We start from the raw sequence: 21714 nt of genomic DNA, 5'->3' as shown, positions 1-21714 counted from the left end.
GAATAACCTTTATCTACTCTTCTCTTCATCGCATTTAATTCTTTACATAGTATCATTAGAAACCGATGGTGTAAATACTGAAGTTGCATTTTATTCAGATTACACACTCAAAAGGAATCGTTGCTTGGACGCTCCGTTCTACCCTTGTGAATTGATTTGAAGTAGGATGCAACCTAACTGCTTTGAACTTTGGAATAACCTAATCAAAACCACCAGTGTGAACTGGTGGTTTGCTCTGCGGCTGAAAGCCTCTGTTACCGGCCTTGGCCTCAAAGGCCCACCGAAAGGGTTTCCCACTTGCACCACATTCACTCACTAATTCTAAAGAATTCCTTTATTTCTTTCGATTTTTCTCTCCTGTAAATGGGTCATACTCTTCGAATAATGTTAGCTGATCAGCCATATAGTCTTCTTTCAGTTGATTTCTAATGTATTCTTGTATTTGTTTTTTATTTCTGCCCACTGTATCGACATAGAACCCCCGACACCAGAATTTACGATTCCCGTATCTATATTTCAAATTGGCATGCCGATCAAATATCATGAGGCTACTCTTCCCTTTTAAATAGCCCATAAATTGAGATACACTTAATTTTGGTGGGATGCTTACCAACGTATGAATATGATCTGGACAAGCATTTGCTTCGTGTATTGTCACACTTCTCCGTTCACATAAATCCCGGATAATTTGCCCTATACTCTTTTTATATTTCCCATAAATAATCTGTCTTCTATACTTTGGGGCAAATACAAGGTGATACTTACAATTCCATGTTGTGTGTGCTAAACTGTTCATGTCCTTCACAGGGCACTCCTCCTTCTATGGTGAGATGAAGTGGTCGGGAAACCAACTTTATCCTACCATGAAGTGAGGTTTTTTTATTACCACGCTATAAGCTCTCTGGAACCCCCGGCATAGCCAGGGGTTTTCTAAGCCATTAAGAAAAGCGCAAGCGCCCTGCTTAGCCACGAAGGTCACTGGAAGACCGACGAGGAGGCTGTTGCCGCCGCAGGAGGCCTGAAGTGATCCAAGTGGTTGGGCGCTGAAGCTGGACATTACATCCATGCCGCAAACTTTTATACTTTCTTTACTTGGTAAAAAGGGACAGGGGTTATGGACTTACCCCTCTCCCTTCTATTTAAAATTTCAACTTCTATAGAAACAAAAATGCAAGCGGTGTAACAATGATTAATGTAAGAATAGTTCGTTCCAGCCAGATGACTAAAAGCTTTGGTATGCTAATCGGAATTTCGGTTGAGAGAATACAAGGTATTGTTGCTGAGAAGAATAGAATCGACGATACTGATAGTACGGCAATGATGAATTTTGTAATTAATGGTGCATCTACTACAAGTAGTGCTGGTAGAAACATTTCTGCAATCTCTATAGCAGATGCCTTTGCTGCTAATAGTGGTTCTGGAATTTGCAGAACCCAAGTGAATGGGTAAAAGATATAGCCCAAAAGATCAAATACTGGTGTATACTCTGCAAGAACTAACCCGATTAATCCAACAGACATAATTGATGGAAGAATACTCATCGTCATGATAAAGCCGTCTCTAAGGTTTTCCCATATATTTTTGCGAAGACTTAACGACTTTTCTGACCCTTCCATTGCACTTTTCCACGCATTTTTAAGGTAATCTCCTTTAATTACTTCTTCAGGATCGCCAACCTCGGTGTAATAATCATCGCTCACTTTATTTAAGGGCCAAATACGGACCGTAATGGCGGTTACTAAAAATGTTACGACAAGAGTTATCCAAAAGTATAAGTTCCAAATATCCATTATTCCGAGTGTTTTTGCGACTACGATCATAAATGTTGCGGAAACGGTGGAAAAACCAGTTGCAATAATGGTCGCTTCTTTAATTGTGTATTTTCCTTCTTTAAATACGCGATTTGTGATGAGTAAGCCGATTGAATAACTACCAACAAAGGAGGCTACTGCATCAACTGCTGAACGTCCTGGTGTTTTCCAAATGGGTCGCATGATCGGCTGAACGAGAACACCGATAAACTCTAACAGACCATACCCAACTAGTAGGGCTAAAAACACGGAGCCTATCGGAACGACAAGCCCGACTGGAATGACTAGTTTTTCGAATAAAAAAGGTCCCATACTCGGATTCATTAACCATTCTGGACCGATATTCAAATAGATTATTAAAGCGGCAACGAACCCAAATACTTTTAAGAAAGAGAAAACGATATTAACTTTATCCTTTTTCCAAGTTTTTGTAACGAAAGGATAGATTGCACCTAGTAAAATTACAATTAATGCATAAATCGGAACGACTGAATGAAGATTTTGCTTTATCCAGGTCACAATATGATCAAGTGCAATTGATGATACACCATTAACGGTAATAGGAATAAAAAACATAAATATGCCGATTAAACTGAATACAAGAAACTTAGCAATATTCACTGGTGAATTTAATCCTAGCTTCTCCTGTTTCGTATTTGTACCTAAATCAGGTGCGCCCATTTTGAATCCCCCTTTATCATTTAGGAACTTTTCTTTTTTATACGTTAAGAAAGTATAAAAATACTTTCTTAACGTATAAAGGCAACTAAGGCTCAGCCTGCGCCAAAGGCTTGGCCTTGAGTTTTCTTTATTTATGATTTCTTTGTTTGAAACCTGTTAAAAGGGACGCATTAATTGCGGATAGGGAAACTGTTTCAAACTAAACGCCCCTTGTGAGCAACCACTGAACCTTCTTTTATAACCGTTTCAACATGATTGACTCCGTATCGATATTGAAGCCCCATGTAATTCGGCACATCAAAAATGGTTACGTCTGCTTTTTTCCCTTTTTCAAGACTTCCAATTTCTTTTCCCCTATTGATTGCATGGGCTGCATTAATCGTCGCAGCGGATAATACTTCTGCTGGAGTCATGCCCATTTTCAAACAGCCAAGATTCATAATTAATGGCATTGAAACCGTCGGTGATGAGCCAGGATTACAATCAGTAGAAAGAGCTACAGGAACACCAGCATCAATCATTTTGCGTCCGTTTGCTGATTCCGCCATTAGGAAGAATGCAGTACCAGGTAAGAGAACAGCAATGACTCCTTTTTCAGCAAGCATCTTTATTCCTTTGTCAGATGCTTTCAAAAGGTGTTCAGCAGAAACAGCTCCAACCGATGCAGCTAGCTCCGCCCCTTCATATGGTTCAATTTCATCCGCATGAATTTTGGCTGGTAGTCCGTGTTCAACACCTGCTTCTAAGATCCGTTTCGACTGTTCCGGTGTAAAAACACCCCGCTCACAAAATACATCATTAAATTCGGCAAGTTCCCGGCGTGCTACTTCTGGAATCATTTCATTGATCACATAGTCTACGAACGCTTCAGGATTTTCTTTATACTCAGCAGGAACTGCATGTGCTCCCATAAACGTTCTCACAATATCAATCTGGTGGTTTTCATGAAGCTGTCCTGCTACCTCCAGCTGTTTCATCTCATCTTCCAGCGTTAACCCGTATCCGCTCTTCGCTTCAACTGTCGTCACACCATGGGTCAGGAATTGATCAAGACGTTTTTTGCTTTCGTCAAAAAGTGTTTGATGATCGGCTTTTCTTGTGGCAGAGGTCGTTGAGTGGATCCCCCCACCATTATTCATAATTTCCATATAGCTTGCGCCTTGGAGCCTCATATTGAATTCGTTCTCACGGCTGCCTGCATGAACAAGGTGGGTATGTGGGTCTACAAGCCCTGGAGTTACTAGTTTGCCAGAAGCATCAATGATTTCTGCTTCATCGAGACGATTTTTATAAGCTTTTTCTACTTCTACATCTTTTCCTACGAATTGAATTACGCCGTCTTCAAGCCATACACTCCCACCTTCAATAATGTGAAGCTGTTCCATTTTTTCACCCGTAAGAGGGACTTCAGAACTACCTTCGAGTGTCACTAGTTGGCTTGCATTTCGGATAAATAATGGTTTCTGGTTCATTGTATCCTTCCCTTCGCTGTTATTTGATTGGAGCTACTCCTTAAGCATTGGAATATGGATTCCCTTTTCTGTAGCCGTTTTCTTTGCAAGGTCGTATCCTGCATCAGCATGACGGACAACACCCATTCCTGGATCTGATGTGAGAACACGTTCAAGACGCTGTTCCGCTTCTTTCGTTCCGTCTGCCACAATCACCATACCAGCATGAAGAGAATAACCCATGCCGACACCGCCACCATGATGGACCGACACCCAGCTAGCTCCCCCGATTCCATTAATAAGCGCATTAAGGATCGGCCAATCTGACACCGCGTCACTTCCGTCTTTCATTGATTCCGTCTCTCGGTTTGGAGAAGCAACAGAACCCGAATCTAAATGGTCACGACCAATTACGATTGGAGCTTTTAACTCTCCGCTTGCAACCATGTCGTTAATGATTTTTCCAAATCTAGCTCGTTCACCGTATCCTAACCAACAAATACGGGCCGGTAGTCCTTGGAATTGAATTTTTTCTTGGGCCATTTTGATCCAGTTACAAAGGTTCGTATTATAGCTGAATTCTCGTAAAATCACTTCATCTGTTTTGTAAATATCCTCAGGATCACCAGAAAGAGCAACCCAGCGGAATGGACCTTTTCCTTCACAAAATTGTGGACGAATGTAGGCAGGTACAAACCCAGGGAAATTAAACGCCTTTTCTACACCCTCGTCTTTGGCAACTTGACGAATGTTGTTGCCATAATCAAACGTAATCGCACCTTGCTCTTGCATTTTTAGCATCGCACGTACATGCTCGGCAATGCTCGCTTTTGACTTTTTCTCGTATGCTTTTGTATCATTTTTACGAAGCTCAGCCGCTTCTTCTAAATTCATTCCCACTGGAATATAGCCGTTAATCGGATCATGGGATGACGTTTGGTCTGTCAATACATCAGGAACGAACCCTTTTTCGAGCATTTGATTCAAAACTTCCGGTGCATTTCCTAAAAGACCAATTGAAACAGCTTTCTTGTTACTCTTTGCTTCAAGTGCCATGTTAATGGCCTCATCAAGACTCTCTGTCATCACATCAAGGTACTTTGTATCCAGACGGCGCTGAATACGGGTTTTGTCTACTTCAATGTTAATACTGACTCCGCCATTCAATGTGACCGCAAGTGGTTGAGCGCCTCCCATTCCACCAAGACCAGCAGTTAATGTTATCGTTCCTTGTAATGATCCATTAAAATGTTGACGTGCACATTCAGCAAATGTTTCGTAAGTTCCTTGGACAATGCCTTGACTACCAATATAGATCCAGCTTCCTGCTGTCATCTGACCGTACATCATGAGACCTTTTTTATCGAGTTCGTGGAAATGATCCCAATTTGCCCATGCCGGAACAAGATTAGAGTTTGCGATTAGCACTCTTGGAGCATCTGAATGTGTCTTAAAAACAGCAACCGGTTTCCCAGATTGAATTAGTAATGTCTCATCATTTTCTAGGTTCTTTAATGTCTCAACGATAGAGTCAAAGCACTCCCAATTTCGCGCTGCTTTTCCAATTCCGCCATATACTACTAAATCCTCTGGTCGCTCCGCCACATCTTCATTCAAGTTGTTGAACAGCATTCGTAACGCCGCCTCTTGGATCCAACCCTTTGTATGCAGTTCCGAACCTGTGTAATTTTCGATGACTCTTTTATCTGTTTGATTTACAGTCATATCCTCACCTGCTTTTCACTAATTTTCTTTCTAGTTAAAATTATAGGAGAGAAAAGGAGGAGATTATAGACCTCTATTTTTAGAATTTTTCTAATTTTCTTCGAATGGACTTATGTTTTTAAAGCGCTTACAATTTTAAATCTATAATTATTTACGATTTCTATCATTATTTACGATTTCTAAATGAACTTGGAGTAGCTCCTGTTTTTTCCTTGAAAATTCTGCTGAAATAGTTTGCATTTAAAAATCCTGCTTTTTCAGCAACCTCTTGTACTGATCGTTTTGTTTCCAGTAAAAGATGCTCAGCTTCCTTTATTCGAATTGATGTCAATAGCTGTTTAAAGGAGTTTCCATGCTTTGTTAGTAAAGAGCTAAAATACGCAGGGCTTCGCTCTACGAAACTTGCAACATCCTCAAGTCGAAGTTCAGGATTATGAAAATTTCTTTCCATGTATTGTATTGCCTGTTCTATAATATCTGTTCGGGCGTTTTCCCGATGTATTTTAGCCTTCACTAGAACTTCATATATAAATAAAAGAAAATCTTGAACGATACGGTAAAGAATTGGATTGTATAATATCGTTTCGAACACGCGATGGTAGTACTCCTCAAGCTGCCCTTCATCTAGGTAAAGAGATTTCATGAATCGACGTACTTGTGCCAATAAACTTGTCAACCTAGTACGCAATAGGCCTGGCTCAGGGTAAGGTTCACCCTTATTTAAAAACTCCTTATACATCCACTCTTTTATTTGTTCTCGATCAGCATAGTTCAGCATTTCAATCCATGTACGTTGTTCAGACGGCGTTAAAAAGGGGTCAATCGTAACCCAATCTACCTTTCCTTCAATGACCGAAACTTGTCTATAACCTTTAAAAAAGTGAATTTCCAGTGCCTGTTTCGCATGAAGATATTTCTGATTTAACGAAAGTAACGGATCGTCCGTATCATAGATCACGATTGACATTGGTTCCGAATGCTTTTCTTCCCAATTCATTAAAATTCGGTTACCTAGATGTTTAAGGTGTTGTAACGGTTGATGATTTTTAAATGCAAAAACACAAACAATCATGTCGCTCAAAGGCAGTAAGATCGGTGGAATATGAAAAGGATATTCGTTTAAAAATGTAAGAAGTACTGGATTTTTTGTTGGGTGTTCAAGTTGCATGAGCATCAATCGGAAATTCTCACTTGTTTCCCCTTGATTTAAAAATAAAGAACGGTAGGAGATCAAAGGTGTTGTACTAGGCTCAGGTGTTTGTCCTGTTTCATGATTGGTTTTAGAAATTGTTCTATAGCATTCATTCAAAACACGCTTTATATTGTCCGGTGATTGCGGTTTTACCCAAATATCATTGGCATGAAGTTGAATTCCTTGAAGCGCCCTTTCAAATGTTGCCTCCGCCGTCATTACAATTATTGTTGGCTCATATTGCTTCATTAGCTCTTTAAAGAGGTCCCAAGTATCTTTTGGAATCATATCAAGCTCAATGCAGACTACTTCAGGTACTTCATTTTCAATAAGTTGAAACACCTCTGAAATAGAATCCGTTAACATTACTTTTTGAAAAGGGATTGAATAAGAAGAAACGAGCCAGCTTATCCCCGTCCGTTCATTTTGATCCCGATCAGCAATTAATAGTTTAGTCATATGGATACTCCCTTGTTACAAATTTCCTCATATACATAGTTAAATATATTGTAAACTAGAATTGTCTGGATTCAACTTTTCCTTTAGCTGCTGATCATTTATTTTCATTTACCTCTTAATTAACCTTTCCATATGAAATAAAAATACTCTTCCTGCCCAAACATATGCAAAAAGAGTATTGTGGGTTATTTCCAACCTCAAAGAATCGTTGGGAATTCACCCGAATATTTGTTTTATATATATTTCTATTCTTTGTTTAACACCTTAAAAATCTTACTATCATTTCCCTTTTTAGGTGTACGACTTCAACCAGTCCACAATACTTTTATTTTCTTTCCTTCGAATGGTGTCCACGTCTTCAAATGCCAGGAGTTTCCCGTCCATTACTGCGATCACTTGATCAAGCAACGGTTCTACTTCTTCAACCTCATGGGTGGTCATGATTACTGTTTGCTTCTCCAAATCAATAAAGGAAATCAGCCCTTTGATAATTGATTCTCTAACCATCGGATCGAGGCCGGACAACGGTTCGTCAAGTAAAATCAGCGGCACCTGTCGAGAGAGAGCGAGCACCAATTTCAACCTGCCACGCTGGCCTTTTGATAGATGTTTGATCGGTTTATTATGATCCAGCTTCATAAATTCGAGCATTTCTTCCGCTTTTTCCGAATCGAAATCAGCATAAATTCCTGAGAAGAAATCAACCATTTCTTTTACCTTATAAAAGTCATAGAGTACATCTGCTTCGGATAAATAGGCAACCTGCCGATTAATAAGTCGGTCAGGTACTATACCGTTGATCACCACTTTCCCTTTCGTTGGTCGTACAAGGCCGGACATTAATTTCAAAATCGTTGACTTTCCGCTTCCATTCGAGCCAATTAAACCGACGACCTTGCCTTTCGGAATTGTAAATGTTATATCATCAAGCGCCTTTGTCATCCGATATCTTTTGGATACATGCTTGAATTCAACAATTGTAGACATGGCTAGTCCCTTCCCTTCTCATTATCGAATTCCAGTTTAATTCCATTGATAATTTCATCTAATGTAAACCCCATATCGTTCATTTCTTTCATGAACGATTGGATTTGTCTTTGCTTTAGTTCTTCCCTTAATTGGAGCAGTTTCTCCTCATCTTGGGTGACAAATGTCCCTTGTCCTCGTTTCACTTCTGCAATATCCATCCGCTCAAGCTCCGCATATACTCTTTGAATCGTGTTGGGATTCACACCTGAGTCGACAGCCATGTCCCTCACGGAAGGAAGCTTATCTCCAGGCTTTAGGTCCCCTCGAATCATTCGAAATGACATTTTGTCGACAAGCTGCAGATAGATCGGGCGTGAAGATTCATAGTCATTTCCCATTGACTACACCTCAACTTTCTTGTCAAACAGCCAACCAGAGATAAGAAACAAGCCTATATTTGTAATCCAATCAAAAACATACTCTCCTATATATCGTTCATTAAAATCTTCTGGGACTCGTGATTCAGGAATATCCAGTAACCCTGACATGGAGAAGCTTCCCCAACTAAATAATGCATATAAATCGGTTGTAACAAAGTAGATAAGCCCGATAAGAAGTCCGCAAAACATAAGAAAAGAAAGAAATCCTCTATTCTTTGGTAGATAATGATTAACAGACCCCAGCAAACCGGAAATGAACACTACCATCAGTCCCATTCCAATTCCTAATTCAAGCAAGATAAGACACCATATAAGCTTATGTGATAACAGAGCAATAGAAGCGTCAAAAAACATCATAATCCCAACACTAAAAATGACTGTAACAACGGTAAGGGCGAGCATCGAAAGTAATCCTGCCACAATTTTCGCAGCAATAAACCGATAGCCACTAGCCGGAAAAGTAAACCAAAGAGATGCAGCGTTTTTTCGTTCCTTTAATAAAGCTAGCGCAATATAAACAGGCATAAATAAGCCAAGTATGCCAAGAGAAAGGTGAACCTGGGTCTTAACAATTATTCTATTATCTACGACAAGTACAATTCCGAGAACCTCAAGAAATACGACGGCAGCAAGTGCGAACCAAAACTCCGCCTTCATTAGCCGAAAATCTTTTTTTAAATACACAAGCCAAGACCTCATTTTCAAACCCCCACTACGAAAAGAATCTAAACGTTCAATTTTTTATCCAGCAACCATGAAGAGAGGAAAAACAAAATACATATAATCATTCCGGAATACAAGAAATCCCCACTATAAATCACTTGTTTGTTCCCCATCTCTTGAAAGACAAATGAAGGTATAAATTCAGCATGGAACAATTTCGTATATACATCTGTATTGGTAAATCCAGTCATAAAATAAACTGTAATAAATGTAGAAAGGATGCCAAACCAATTGTAACCTTTTTTGAAATAACTTTGTGCAAAGCGTGTTGATAAGTTAGTGATTCCTCCCAAAAGGCCTCCATTTATTCCGTATATAAGTACAAAGGGGGAAAATTTCAGAATAAGAAACAGTTCACTAAGTGTTGTGATAGAAAAATCAGCATTAGGTAAATGGCTTCCTATTAGTAATCCTATTAATGCCAGGAATGCTAATGTCAAAAAAGAAATCATTTCAGCAACAAGTTTGGCTGCTAGTAATATTTTACCCGATTGAGGCATTTGCAATAACAACCTATATTTCCACTCTTTTGAAAAGTTCATCACCATATATAAAGGAGGAAAGTATAAAAATGTAACAAAACCCACCCCAATTACGATACTCACATTATCAAATAAGTAACCCGTAACGCCTGCACTAAATAGAATTAATCCTGCAATCCAAGTTACCCATTTCGTCAACCTCAAATCTTTTTGTACGAGTAGAATAAATTGTTTCATTGGTACTTTCCCTTAGTTTTTATTTTTAATCCAATGACCATTATTACCCCCAAGGTTATTAATTGTCGACCAAATAGTATTCATTAACACGTAAAGAAAACTTGGCAAGGCCAAGCCTATGGCGCAGGCTGAGCTTTAGTTGCCCTTATACTATAGAAAGTATTTTTATACTTTCTTAACGTGTTAACTATTGCTTATGACCTTATTTACCGCTTCCCTACTTCGAAAAACAGACGCTTCTACCATGGATTCAGGTATTTTAACTATCTGACTAATATCTTTTAATGACATTTTACGAGTGTATTTTAAAGTAATGACTGCCCTATCCTTGATGGAAAGTGACACCATTGCTTTTTGGAAAGGATCTTGGTTTTGTAATTTATTATGTTTATTATTCGTTATTGTATTGCTAGCAATTTGATCAGTATATACGTTTTCACAACCAGATGCCATTCTCGATGTATCTAAATCAAAACTAGCATTGATGCCTTTAAGATGATCGATTGAGAGATCTATTGCCGTATGATACAACAACAATGTAGTCTTTTTGTTTACATGGTAGCTGTTCATACTCGTGTGTAAAAAGCACCCCCACTTTATTGTTTGTTATAACATAAGTGAGGGCACTGAATCTATTCCTTATAGAGGTTGTTCAAAAAGTCCGGTAAAAATAGCTGTCGAATTTCTTCGTTACTCGATCTCTCCGGTCCTCACGTATTACAAGGAAGCGTTAATTTCATCGATGTACATTCATTGTGCACCTGCGTCTAACTAGTCAATGCTATCGATGAAAGTTTCCTCGGTGCAAGGCAGCAAAGATGCCTTCAAGTGAGTAGCCTTCCTCAAGATTTTTCGCGCCTCGGGCTCACAGGATGTGAGTCAGTTCAAGGTTGTAACAGGACGTTACGTATTTAGTTGAACTTCAGAAATTTCGGCTCTTTTTATCCTCCTTTTTGAACACGCACTTATAGACAAAATTCTTAATCTGAAAGCAAGACTAAATTTTCAGGATTACTGGTTGAACTGTTCCTCTTTTGGTTTACGAACCAATGCCATAATCCCAGCAATCAAATAAAGAATGGCTGGACCAAACCCTGAACCAATGGTAGCAATTCCGACAATAATGCCTCCTATGATCAGTAATATGCCCGCCTGTTTTGGTTTCTTGTTCCCTTTCAAACCAAAAGTTGCTATCAATCCAAGAATAAACCCAATTGCTAATGCAATAACTACTGCCCAACCGAACGTTCCGATGATGTCAAATATCATACTGGGGTCTACCTCATTCAATTGAGGGTCATTAGCGATTTCACGTTCTAGCTCTTGTTGAATCGATTCATTTTGGAAAATGACAATTGCAGCACCAACCCCCAGTGCCATGATTACATTGATTAACATTCCAATCACTGTTAGTACGATTTCACTTGTACGTTTCAAACTTTTTCACTCCAATACAGTAGTTAGTTCCTATATTCTTATGCTGCGATGTCCCTTTTCTTAAAGATATACCAAGTTAACACGACGATCACTACAAAATAAATCGCATCGACCGTTAAGGAAAACGGTAATGACATGCCTTCAAACGGTGGTGACCCTCCACCGATGTAGGTTGTCAGTTCAAGGTTCGGAAAGAGGACGAATTTTCCCCAATCATACTTTGCTAATAAGAGGTTAATCGCGTTCCCGGCAAATAAAGTCGCGATCCCAATACCAATTGCAAGTGAACTGCTTCTCAACACGGTTGAAATCATAAATGAAATCGCTACGATAACAATCAAACTTACAAATCCAAGACCTAACGTTTTCAGTACTGTTTCACCGACTGCCGTTTCGGTTAGACCACCCTCCAGCCCAAACGTATGATCAACAAAATTGAAGCCGCCAAATCCGAACAACAACCCGCCGACGAGCCAGGATGCCACAAATAACTCAATATATAAGACGAGTTGAAAAATTAATACCGATACAAACTTAGAGAACAGGATTTGTCCACGACTAAATGGCCTAACCATTAACATTTTGATCGTTCCCCATGTAAACTCACTTGCAACGATGTCACTTGCGACAACAACCACAAACAGTGAAACGATCGTGGTTAACAATAGGTTCTCATTAATAAAAGTCCAAGCATTTTTCTCATATGGATTAATATCATTTTCTAAATAGTACTGATTTTGGGCGATATCCTGCTTCATCATATTTTTGAAGTCTTCTGGTGTATCATCACCCTTCATTTCCTTCTTCGCTTCATCGATGTTCTGTTGAACCTGACCACGCCATTCCGATCCGCTATATTCAGGATCAAATTTCATACCTAAAATAGCACCACCAACGATAAGCAAAAGCAAAATCCCTGCGAAAATCCAAGTTCTCGGTCTACGGTAAATTTTCATGTTTTCATTTTGAATGAGTCCAAGGAGTCCGTTCATTGTGTTACACCTTCTTTCGTAAGTTCCAAGAATTTCTCTTCTAGTGTCTGTTGTTTACTAATGATTCCATAAACAGCAATCCCCGCATTAACAAGAATTTCATTGATTAAAGGGATGTCACTATGCTTTAAAGTTAGTTGCAATTCATTACTTTGTCTCGTAATTTCAAGTTCAGGATCCTTCATTTGTAAGATATCCTGAGCTTTAACGGTATTACTGACAATAAATCGAACGCTCGTTTGTTCCGATTCAGATTCTGACATTTCATGGACTGAACTGACATTAATGAGTTTTCCTTTTTGAATGATAGCTACTCTGTCGCACATTAATTGCATTTCTGACAACAAATGGCTTGAGACGATCACTGATGTACCTTCTTTTGTCAGTTTTCGTAAATACGCACGAAATTCATGAATGCCCTGTGGGTCTAGTCCATTTGTAGGTTCATCGAGAATTAACAATGACGGCCGATGCAAAATGGCCTGTGCTACCCCAAGACGTTGGCGCATCCCAAGTGAGTAGGTCTTAACTTTCTTGTGAATCGCGTCTTCTAAATCAACCAGTTTCACAACTTCATCTATACGTTCGTTCGTAATCTTTTCCTTTGCCATCCGTGCAAAATGAATTAAATTTTGATGCCCGGTCAGAAATTTGTACATTTCCGGATTCTCAACGATTGCACCAATCTGTGTCATCGCGTTTGAATATTCCTTGTCAGCATCTATTCCATTAACAAGGACCTGTCCGTTCGTTTTTGTTATTAGACCGACAATCATTCGAATGGTTGTCGTTTTCCCTGCTCCATTCGGTCCAAGAAACCCGTAAATTTCACCGCGTTGAACGGTTAATGATAGATCATCAACAACGTTCCTTCCCCCAAGTTTCTTTGTTAAATTTTTCACTTCCAATACTGCTTCTCCCAAACTCCTCACCACTCTCTTGAATATCTGTATTAGTGTACTAAACAAATAGTACACGAGTACACCAAAAAAAGTCAATAAAAAATACAGATAAAAACCGTTATCTGTACAAAATTTTTCCAACTTATAAAAGTGATTAAGGCTCCTATTTCTATAACTATGTCGTTTTACCTACAGTACTCAGTCCTTCTAAGTAAATGACCGGCATAGGAATCCCTTCCTTTCCTTTTTACAAAAATAAAGTCATGTACTCTTCATCATAATATTTATCGTTGACCTTGAGGGCTTTTTCCTCGATGCCGAATGACTTAAAACCTAGGCTTGTGTATAGTCCTTTTGCTGCAACATTTTCTGTGACCACGGTTAATTTAAGTTTTTCGATATAGTCGATGTTTTTTGCTTGATTGATCGCCTTTACTAGTAAAGCTTTTCCTACACCTTTGCCGCGTTTTGAAGGTGTACTGTACATGGCAAAAATGTTCGCTGTATGCCGTAATTTGGATGGCTCCTGTTCAAGTAAGGTTACCACACCAATCAACTGATTATTTTCAAAAGCCCCAAAGGTATAGTTTATTGTTGTGTTCAAATTATTGGCCACTTGCTCAAGCGGATTCTCCCTTTGTAATGCATCTTCATAGCTTGTCGCAAATGCCTCAGGGTTTTGTTTTAATGCCTCTACTCTCAGTTCCCAATATTGTACCGCATCAGATGATTGTAATTGTCTAATTTCCATTTCTTCTAGCCCCGATCATCATTAATTTGTATAAGTGGATTAATCCCATTTATGATTGCCTTATAGTATGTTTCTTCATATTGCAAAAAGCCGCGTTTACTTACTGTTTTTTCAATGGAAACCTTTTCTCCAACTGCATTCAATTCGAACCCTTGTACTGTTACTTCTTTTTTTCCACCTAACCAAAGTGCTTGGAGGTCATCGAGTTTAACTCTTACAATCCCAGAGACTTCTTCCTTTTGCAGCTGGTAGTCATCGAACGTGTTATTGCTGTAATATAAAAAAACGTTCGCAAATTCGTTATCGATGATTCCCCCGATAGTTTCAGAGTATTTAAGGACCCCGACAGGTACTAGTTCCTCGAAGTAAACATCAATTCCAAGCTCTTCTTTCACTTCACGTACACCATCTTCAATCGTTTCATTAGCTAGAAGATGTCCGGCAGCAGTAATGTCCAATAGGTTTGGATAATCCTTTTTTTGGGGACTTCGAATTTGCAGATAAATATATTCGGTATCGTCTTCTATCTTCACAAACCAGCAATGGAAGGCTTCATGCCAATAGCCTTTTTGATGTACTTCGTCCCGTGGAGCTATGCCTACATGATTGTAGTTCTCGTCAAATATGTTAATTAATTCATTATCCAAAATTATTCCGCCCTTTAAAGAAAACTTGGCTAGCACCAAGCCTTAGCGCAGGTGATCGCCGTAGTTACGCTTATACTATAGAAAGTATTTTTATACTTTCTTAACGTGTAAAGAAAACTTGGCAAGGCCAAGCCTATGCCGATGTGTTTAAAACCCTTCAGGTGATATTCTTCTATAAACAGGACAAGATTCCCTTTACCTATTAAAAATGATAATAATTTCTGATTTTCGGAAAATGGATGGTGACGTTTGTAAACTTGCCTGTTTCCGATTCAATCGATAGATCATGCCCTAATTTAAGTGCTAACTGCTTGGCAAGGTATAATCCCATTCCAGTTGATTTCGTATGTGTTCTTCCAATCGACCCCGTGAATCCTTTTTCAAATACTCGATGAATATCTTCTCGTGGGATTCCGATTCCTGTATCATGAATGAGAAGTCGTTTTTCTTTGCTGTCTTCTTCAAAACGAACGTCAATCCTTCCGCCATCATTCGTATACTTTAATGCATTTGTCGTCACTTGATCGATTATAAACGAAAGCCATTTTCGGTCGGTTTGTACATGATGTTGTTCTTCAAACATTGTAAAGCGTATTCGTTTGTTAATGAAAAGCTTGCTGTATTTTTTTATACTCTCTTTGATAATTTGACTTAACTCAACTTCAGTAATGAAATAGTCCTTTGAGAACGAATTGATCCGTGAGTAATAGAGGGCCTGTTCTACGTATTTATCGATTTTCTGCAGTTCATCTTCGAACTTATCTATAAGATAATCAACAGACTTTCCTGAACTATTTTCTATTAATAACCTCCCTGCAGCGATTGGAAGCTTAACTTCATGAATCCATGACATGATATAATCTTGATGGTCCCTCTTTTCATCATGTAACGTCTGAATATGATCGTTATTTTCTTTATAAAACTATTTGAGTAGATCAAGATACATTGCTTGTGTGTAATTTTGTGGCTCAGGAATCGCTGCAATCATTTCTTCTTTTCCATTTGTAATAATTTCTGTGATTTGTCGATAAAATGAATTGCGATGGAAATAGCCAACGATAATATATGTGCCAGCAAGACAAAAACAAACTATGTTTATATAAATCAAGTTCTTAACAATGTTGCCGTCATTGATGCTCACCATCATCATCAAGGAAACAAAAAACATGATTGCAAAGTACAACAGGAAGAAGTATCGTTTGTCTTTTAAATACTGTAGAAACATCATTGGATTAGATATCCTTGTCCTTTCTTTGTAATAATGTAGTTTTCTTTGCCCAGTTGGGATAGCTTTTTCCGTAGACGAGTAATGTTCACTGTTAACGTATTATCATCTACAAAGCTCTCATCCTCCCAAAGACTACGCATGATCGTTTCCCTGCTCACAATCGTTCCAGTTTTCTGCATAAGGATATGCAGGATTTTGAATTCGTTTTTTGTAAGCTCAGCTTTTTGTTCTTTATAGAAAACATCTCCGTCCTTAATGTTCAATACGACACCCTCATGCTCGATGGCGTTTGGCTGAACCTCGACATAAGAGTAAGTCCTGCGTAGCAAGGCATTGATTTTTGCAACAAGTACATCTGAATAGAATGGTTTTTGTATAAAGTCATCTCCGCCTGTATTCATCGACATCACCATATCCATTGGTGTGTTTCGAGATGAGAGAAAGATGATGGGTACCTTGGATACATCACGTATTTTATTACACCAGTAAAATCCATCAAATGAAGGCAGATTTATATCCATTAGCACGAGATGAGGGTTTTCGTTAAGAAACATCTTCAGTACTTGATTGAAGTCTTCCACTTTCACCGTTTCAAAACCCCATTTAGACAATGCTTCCGCCACCATATCTCTAATAGTTACATCGTCTTCAACAATCATTATTTTCATCACTTCTCCTCCAAATGTGCTAAAGATACGATTAAATTTTGTTACAACACTCGTGATTCAAGTCCTTTAAGTATATTCTTTTATACAAAGGTTTTCATTATGAGTGACAAAAATGTAAGGTTACAATGTGCAGTTGTAAGTTGATTCGATGGTTACCTAATCCAATGCACCGTAGGATAGATCTATAAGCAGTTATCAAATACTCGGAGGAATATATAAATGAAAACAGTTGTAGAAGCAAAAAGAATTAAGAAGGTCTACGGTGCAAAAGGGAATATGTTTACAGCCCTGGATGAGATTGATTTGACTATAGTTGAAGGCGAATTTGTTGGAATTATGGGGCCTTCTGGTGCTGGTAAATCTACGTTACTCAATGTTTTGGCAACAATTGATCAGCCCACATCAGGTGATATCGTCATAGATGGCATAAGTATTTTAAATATGAACGAAGAACGATTATCACGTTTTCGCCGTGATAACCTCGGATTCCTTTTTCAAGATTATAATCTGTTAGATACATTGACGGTTAAGGAAAATATCATCCTGCCGCTTGCTCTAGCAAAAGTGAACATAAAGGAACTAGAACAAAGAGTGAATGAAATTGCCGATACGTTTGGAATCCGACCTATTTTAGAAAAATACCCCTACCAAATATCAGGAGGACAAAAACAACGTACAGCAGCATCCCGTGCTATCATATCGAATCCAAGCTTGCTATTAGCTGATGAACCGACTGGGGCTTTAGATTCTAAATCTGCAACGGACTTATTGGAGAGTTTGAAAGGCTTAAATGAACAAAGGAAAGCGACCGTTTTAATGGTAACGCATGATGCATTTGCAGCAAGCTACTGCAAACGGGTTCTATTTATAAAAGATGGCAAGATTTTCACAGAATTAGTAAAGGGTAATGTATCCCGAAAAGAGTTCTTTAATAAGGTGTTAGATGTCCTTGCTGTTTTAGGGGGCGGTACGAATGACGTTATTTAGTATCGCTAGGAAAAATATCAAAGGAAATTTTCAAAACTATGTAATCTATTTCCTTTCCATGCTATTAAGTGTCGTCATTTATTTCACCTTTGTTTCTTTACAGTATAGTAAGGAAATCCAAAGAAGTATCGAATTGTCTAAAAGTATGCAAACCACATTTATGGTAGCATCTGTTGTCTTAATCCTATTCGTTGCCGTATTTATTTTGTATTCGAATTCCTTTTTCATGAAGAGGCGCAAGAAAGAAATTGGACTATATTCCTTACTCGGTGTACGGAAAAAGAAAATTGGTCAAATGCTCTTTTACGAAAATTTAATTATGGGAGCAGTTGTCCTTATAACAGGGATCTTTCTTGGAACATTGCTTTCTAAATTATTTTCGATGATGTTAATAAAACTGTTAGGTTCAGAGGTTGAAGTAGATTTCACCATTTCGCTTGAGGCAATCATTAATACAAGTATTGTATTTGCTATTCTGATCTTATTTACTTCGATTCAAGGCTATCGGTTGATTTATCGGTTCCAATTAATTGAACTATTTCGAGCTGAAAAGGAAGGCGAGGAAGCTCCTAAAGCTTCGATCATTACAGCCGGCCTGGCAATTGTTTTTTTAGCAATCAGTTACTGGCTTGCTTTAAAGCCGTTTCCTGCAGAACTTACAAATCAGTATTTCTTCACACTTCTTTCTTCCATTTTAGTCGGAATTGTCATCGGAACTTATCTGTTATTCCGATCTGTTACCGTATTCATGTTAAAGATGGCACAAAAAAACAAAACTCGGTATTACCGTGGAATGAATCTAATCGGTACATCGCATTTAATGTACCGGATAAAAGGAAATGCCCGCACATTTTCGATTATTGCTTTACTCAGTGCAATAACATTAAGTGCTATCAGCATCATTTTCAGCCAATATTACAGCAACTCAATACATGCAAACCAGGCTACTCCATTTAGCTACACGCATCTTTCAACAGGGAAGGCGATTGATGAAAAAGTAGAAAGCATTATTACAGCGGATAAAGAACATCCAGTCATAACGCAAATGAGTATCCCAGTCATTAAAGTAGGATTGGACAGTTCAGATACTACTGTTCCAAATTATCTGGCACACATAACAAAAGAGTTTGCTAATGAGAAACCTGTTAAACTCGTTTCTGAAAGTACGTATAATAAGGTAGTTAAAGAACTAGAGAGAGATGAAACTGTACAGCTTTCTCGGAAAGAAGCGGCAGTTATACAACCTCTATATACAGATGAGACTTTTTCTGATTATAAGGGATATTCCATTTCGATAAAATTACCTAAAGATACCCGCAAGTTGGAATTCGTGGAGATGTTAGATGATAGGATAATGAGTTGGAGTTATCCTGATGTTTATGTGGTGGTCAGTGATTCCATGTATACTGACATCGAAAATCAATTGACTCCAATAATCTTCAAAGCCTATGATGTAGCTGATCAGAAAGATACAAAAGAAACCTCGGGAAAACTAAACAAGCTAGCGACAGAAGAGAATCAACTGAGCACGTTCTATACGGGATATAAGGAAGGATTAGAAGGAACAGGATTATTTCTATTTACATTTGGATTTCTGGGACTTGTGTTCTTAGCTGCTACTGGTAGTATGATTTACTTTAAACAGCTTACGGAAGCCAATTCGGATAAGGGGCGTTATGAGATTCTTCGTAAAATAGGCGTAAGTAAAAAGGAAATACGCTCATCAATCGTCAAACAATTATTCTTTGTTTTCGCATTACCTTTAGCTGTAGGAATTATGCATTGTATTGTGATAATCGAAATATGCACGAATTTATTATCGAATTTGATAGGGGTCAATATAACTTTACCCATACTTATTTCCATGTCGGCTTATATAATTATCTATCTTATTTATTACATGTTCGCAGTGAACTCCTACAATAAAATCGTGAATAGGTAAGGGAAGCGCCCTTAATCTATACAACAAAGTTTCATACTTTCTCACCTATAACCATCTAAAGAAAACTTGGCTAGCGCCAAGTTTTCTTTAGACATACAGCCAATTTAATTTATTTTGACTGATGTCGTCTTAGCATTTGTTGAAGGTATTCTTCCGATTTTCCTTTTGGAATACTAAGGCTTTCCCAATACTCACCTTTTAATTGCTTCCCGATATAAACGATTTGTCCAATATGATAAGCATAATGAGCTACCTGTCTTTCTATCGCATCAAGTGCTGTATGACTTTCACCACGAATATATACTTTTTTTAATAAATCTTGCTCTCCTAAATCACTTAATGCTTCAAAAAAAACAGCCCAACCTTTTTCCCATATATTAATCAATTCTTGTTTAGATGATATATTATCTTCAAATTCTTGTTCCCGGTTCCTAAAAGGTTTTTCCCCATCTGATATTAAAAAATCAGACCATCTGGACACCATATTCCCACTTAAATGTTTTACGATAACTGCAACACTATTCGACCCGTCGTTTAAAGTCCAATGAATATTGTCTTCTGATAATTGACTCACTGTCTTATCCCCAAGGCTTTTTATACTCTTACACCTTTCTTGTACAACTTTCAAATACTCATTTTCAAAATTCATAGTCTCCCCCTTATCTGGATTTCATCATTAAGACCAGCTTTTAAACAGTTTCTATACAAAATCCTTCATGATAAATGTTGGCGTATTAACGCTATACTCGTTTCTTATACATCTGATTGATCCAAACAGCAAGTTGTAAGGTAATAACGTCGTTTAATTGCTGTGGATCATAGCCCGTGTGCTCTTTGATTTTTTTGATTCTGTAAATAAGGGAATTTCGATGAAGGTACATTCTTTTTGCACATTTTCCTAGGTTAAGGTTGCTTGCAAAGAAATGTTCTAACGTATCTATCAATTTATCCGATAAATCGCCTAAAATCCTTTCGATAAATTGTTGCTTTGTCTGTTCATCAAGTCCATCTATAAGCGCTTTAGTTTCAACTTCTGTATATGTAATTAAATCTTGTACACTGTTACCTAATGTTAATGCGGATAATGATTGGTCAAACGAATGATGAATATGAGGTTCGGTCTCTACGACCAATCCGATTCCAATTCTTGGGGAGATGATGCCTCTTGATTTCAATTGTTGTATAACCGTCAGCAATTTTTGTTTTACCCGTGTTTCAGGAAGTTTTGAAGTAAGGATGAATAGTCGGTTAGCGTGAAAAAACCCAATCAGTGTATGCGTCTTATCAAAAATATCCTCGAATATTTGAATATAATCACTTCTTTTCAACTGATTCGTTCCAATTTGGAGGACCGCTACTTGATAGGGAGGTTCTAATTTAGTTCCGATTAAATTGAGTCTTTGTTGAACCAATTCTTGATTGAATGAATCCTCTAACAAATCTTCAAAAACAAGTTCTTTTAACCGCTGCTTCCACTCAAGTTGTTCTGTCATGAAGGACTGCTGAATCATCATTTCGGTGATCATTTTTACTAATTCGCCAAACTCCATAATCTCTTTTGGGTTTCCGGTAATCCCGATTACACCAATAATTAACTGTTGAAACTCGATGGGAAGATTGATTCCTGGAAGTGCACCTTCCCATTGATGAGGACCATGTTCATTAATGATCAAAGCCTTTCCGGTCCGAAAAACCTCCACTGCCCCAAAATGTACTTGATTAATTCGGTTTGGGTCGCCCGAGGCTATGATGGTTCCTTTTTTATTCATAATATTGATATTTCTATTAAGCCTGATTGTCGTTTGTTTTACAATTTCTGATGCGATTTCCTGCGTTAACATATAGATCATCCTAAAAAAATTGCCTTTTTGTATAGTATAGATAAAAAATTCGAAAGAGTCATGCTATTTTTTGTTCATGATATACGATGAATAATAAATAACAGAAGATTATAATAAATTAAACAATAGTAAATAAAGGTGGAGGCTAC

General features: G+C 38.1%; 20 protein-coding genes, 1 pseudogene and 1 other annotated feature (1 of these 22 running past the window's edge). Of the genes and pseudogenes, 2 read left to right on the top strand and 19 right to left on the bottom strand.

The genetic code is table 11. The features are described 5' to 3' along the window. Positions 1-38 (bottom strand) — a binding site (T-box leader); it reaches 220 nt to the left of the window's first position. Positions 39-334: 296 nt separating this feature from the next. The 17 genes and pseudogenes from tnpA to NON16_RS08535 form a co-directional block, all read right to left on the bottom strand. Next, complete coding sequence (gene tnpA, locus NON16_RS08615; RefSeq protein WP_257348552.1) at positions 335-796, bottom strand: IS200/IS605 family transposase; 462 nt, start codon at positions 794-796, stop codon at positions 335-337. A gap of 358 nt (positions 797-1154) precedes the next feature. Continuing rightward, complete coding sequence (locus tag NON16_RS08610; protein ID WP_257348461.1) at positions 1155-2492, bottom strand: YjiH family protein; 1338 nt, start codon at positions 2490-2492, stop codon at positions 1155-1157. A gap of 194 nt (positions 2493-2686) precedes the next feature. Beyond that, positions 2687-3964: an imidazolonepropionase gene (hutI, locus tag NON16_RS08605; protein ID WP_257348460.1), complete on the bottom strand. Its 1278-nt coding sequence runs from the start codon at positions 3962-3964 to the stop codon at positions 2687-2689. Between the two features lie 33 nt (positions 3965-3997). Then, positions 3998-5668: a urocanate hydratase gene (gene hutU / locus NON16_RS08600; RefSeq protein ID WP_257348458.1), complete on the bottom strand. Its 1671-nt coding sequence runs from the start codon at positions 5666-5668 to the stop codon at positions 3998-4000. A gap of 166 nt (positions 5669-5834) precedes the next feature. Next, complete coding sequence (locus NON16_RS08595; protein ID WP_257348457.1) at positions 5835-7319, bottom strand: helix-turn-helix domain-containing protein; 1485 nt, start codon at positions 7317-7319, stop codon at positions 5835-5837. A gap of 291 nt (positions 7320-7610) precedes the next feature. Further along, positions 7611-8306 carry an ABC transporter ATP-binding protein gene (locus NON16_RS08590; RefSeq protein WP_308216594.1) on the bottom strand — a complete coding sequence of 232 codons (696 nt, stop codon included), beginning with the start codon at positions 8304-8306 and terminating at the stop codon, positions 7611-7613. A gap of 2 nt (positions 8307-8308) precedes the next feature. Further along, on the bottom strand, positions 8309-8686 hold the full coding sequence (locus tag NON16_RS08585) for a GntR family transcriptional regulator (protein WP_257348456.1): 378 nt from the start codon (positions 8684-8686) through the stop codon (positions 8309-8311). 3 nt (positions 8687-8689) lie between these two features. Next, on the bottom strand, positions 8690-9427 hold the full coding sequence (locus NON16_RS08580) for a hypothetical protein (protein ID WP_257348454.1): 738 nt from the start codon (positions 9425-9427) through the stop codon (positions 8690-8692). 26 nt (positions 9428-9453) lie between these two features. Then, positions 9454-10170 (bottom strand): hypothetical protein, encoded by a 717-nt coding sequence (locus NON16_RS08575; RefSeq protein WP_257348453.1) that lies wholly within the window; start codon positions 10168-10170, stop codon positions 9454-9456. A 183-nt stretch (positions 10171-10353) separates the two neighbouring features. Continuing rightward, the gene (locus tag NON16_RS08570) at positions 10354-10740 is read right to left on the bottom strand and encodes a sigma factor-like helix-turn-helix DNA-binding protein (RefSeq protein ID WP_257348452.1); all 387 of its coding nucleotides are present in this window, start codon (positions 10738-10740) and stop codon (positions 10354-10356) included. A 441-nt stretch (positions 10741-11181) separates the two neighbouring features. After that, entirely contained in the window at positions 11182-11607 is a 426-nt protein-coding gene (locus NON16_RS08565) for a DUF4064 domain-containing protein (RefSeq protein ID WP_257348451.1), read from the bottom strand. Between the two features lie 38 nt (positions 11608-11645). Beyond that, a complete protein-coding gene (locus tag NON16_RS08560; RefSeq protein WP_257348450.1) occupies positions 11646-12599 on the bottom strand; it encodes an ABC transporter permease in 954 nt (317 codons plus the stop codon). Further along, positions 12596-13507: an ABC transporter ATP-binding protein gene (locus tag NON16_RS08555; protein WP_257348448.1), complete on the bottom strand. Its 912-nt coding sequence runs from the start codon at positions 13505-13507 to the stop codon at positions 12596-12598. The genes NON16_RS08560 and NON16_RS08555 overlap by 4 nt, the downstream gene beginning before the upstream one ends. Positions 13508-13748: 241 nt before the next feature. Further along, positions 13749-14252 (bottom strand): GNAT family N-acetyltransferase, encoded by a 504-nt coding sequence (locus NON16_RS08550; RefSeq protein ID WP_257348447.1) that lies wholly within the window; start codon positions 14250-14252, stop codon positions 13749-13751. Between the two features lie 5 nt (positions 14253-14257). Further along, a complete protein-coding gene (locus tag NON16_RS08545; RefSeq protein ID WP_257348445.1) occupies positions 14258-14899 on the bottom strand; it encodes an NUDIX hydrolase in 642 nt (213 codons plus the stop codon). 202 nt (positions 14900-15101) lie between these two features. Then, positions 15102-16127: pseudogene (locus NON16_RS08540) on the bottom strand (ATP-binding protein). Next, complete coding sequence (locus NON16_RS08535) at positions 16124-16795, bottom strand: response regulator transcription factor (RefSeq protein WP_257348444.1); 672 nt, start codon at positions 16793-16795, stop codon at positions 16124-16126. Before NON16_RS08535 ends, NON16_RS08540 begins: the two are co-directional and overlap by 4 nt. Positions 16796-17014: 219 nt before the next feature. Between NON16_RS08535 and NON16_RS08530 the strand changes: the two genes are divergently transcribed. Further along, the gene (locus NON16_RS08530; RefSeq protein ID WP_257348442.1) at positions 17015-17782 is read left to right on the top strand and encodes an ABC transporter ATP-binding protein; all 768 of its coding nucleotides are present in this window, start codon (positions 17015-17017) and stop codon (positions 17780-17782) included. Next, positions 17769-19724 (top strand): ABC transporter permease, encoded by a 1956-nt coding sequence (locus NON16_RS08525; protein ID WP_257348441.1) that lies wholly within the window; start codon positions 17769-17771, stop codon positions 19722-19724. Before NON16_RS08530 ends, NON16_RS08525 begins: the two co-directional genes overlap by 14 nt. A 109-nt stretch (positions 19725-19833) precedes the next feature. Here NON16_RS08525 and NON16_RS08520 read toward each other — a convergent pair whose 3' ends face one another. Beyond that, positions 19834-20373 (bottom strand): DUF1572 domain-containing protein, encoded by a 540-nt coding sequence (locus NON16_RS08520; protein WP_257348440.1) that lies wholly within the window; start codon positions 20371-20373, stop codon positions 19834-19836. A 91-nt stretch (positions 20374-20464) separates the two neighbouring features. After that, positions 20465-21565 (bottom strand): CdaR family transcriptional regulator, encoded by a 1101-nt coding sequence (locus NON16_RS08515; protein ID WP_257348439.1) that lies wholly within the window; start codon positions 21563-21565, stop codon positions 20465-20467. Between the last annotated feature and the right edge of the window lie 149 nt (positions 21566-21714).

This window comes from Pseudalkalibacillus decolorationis (genome assembly GCF_024609785.1).
Taxonomy (GTDB): Bacteria; Bacillota; Bacilli; order Bacillales; family Fictibacillaceae; genus Pseudalkalibacillus; species Pseudalkalibacillus decolorationis.
This window is presented reverse-complemented; position numbering and strand designations above follow the sequence as displayed.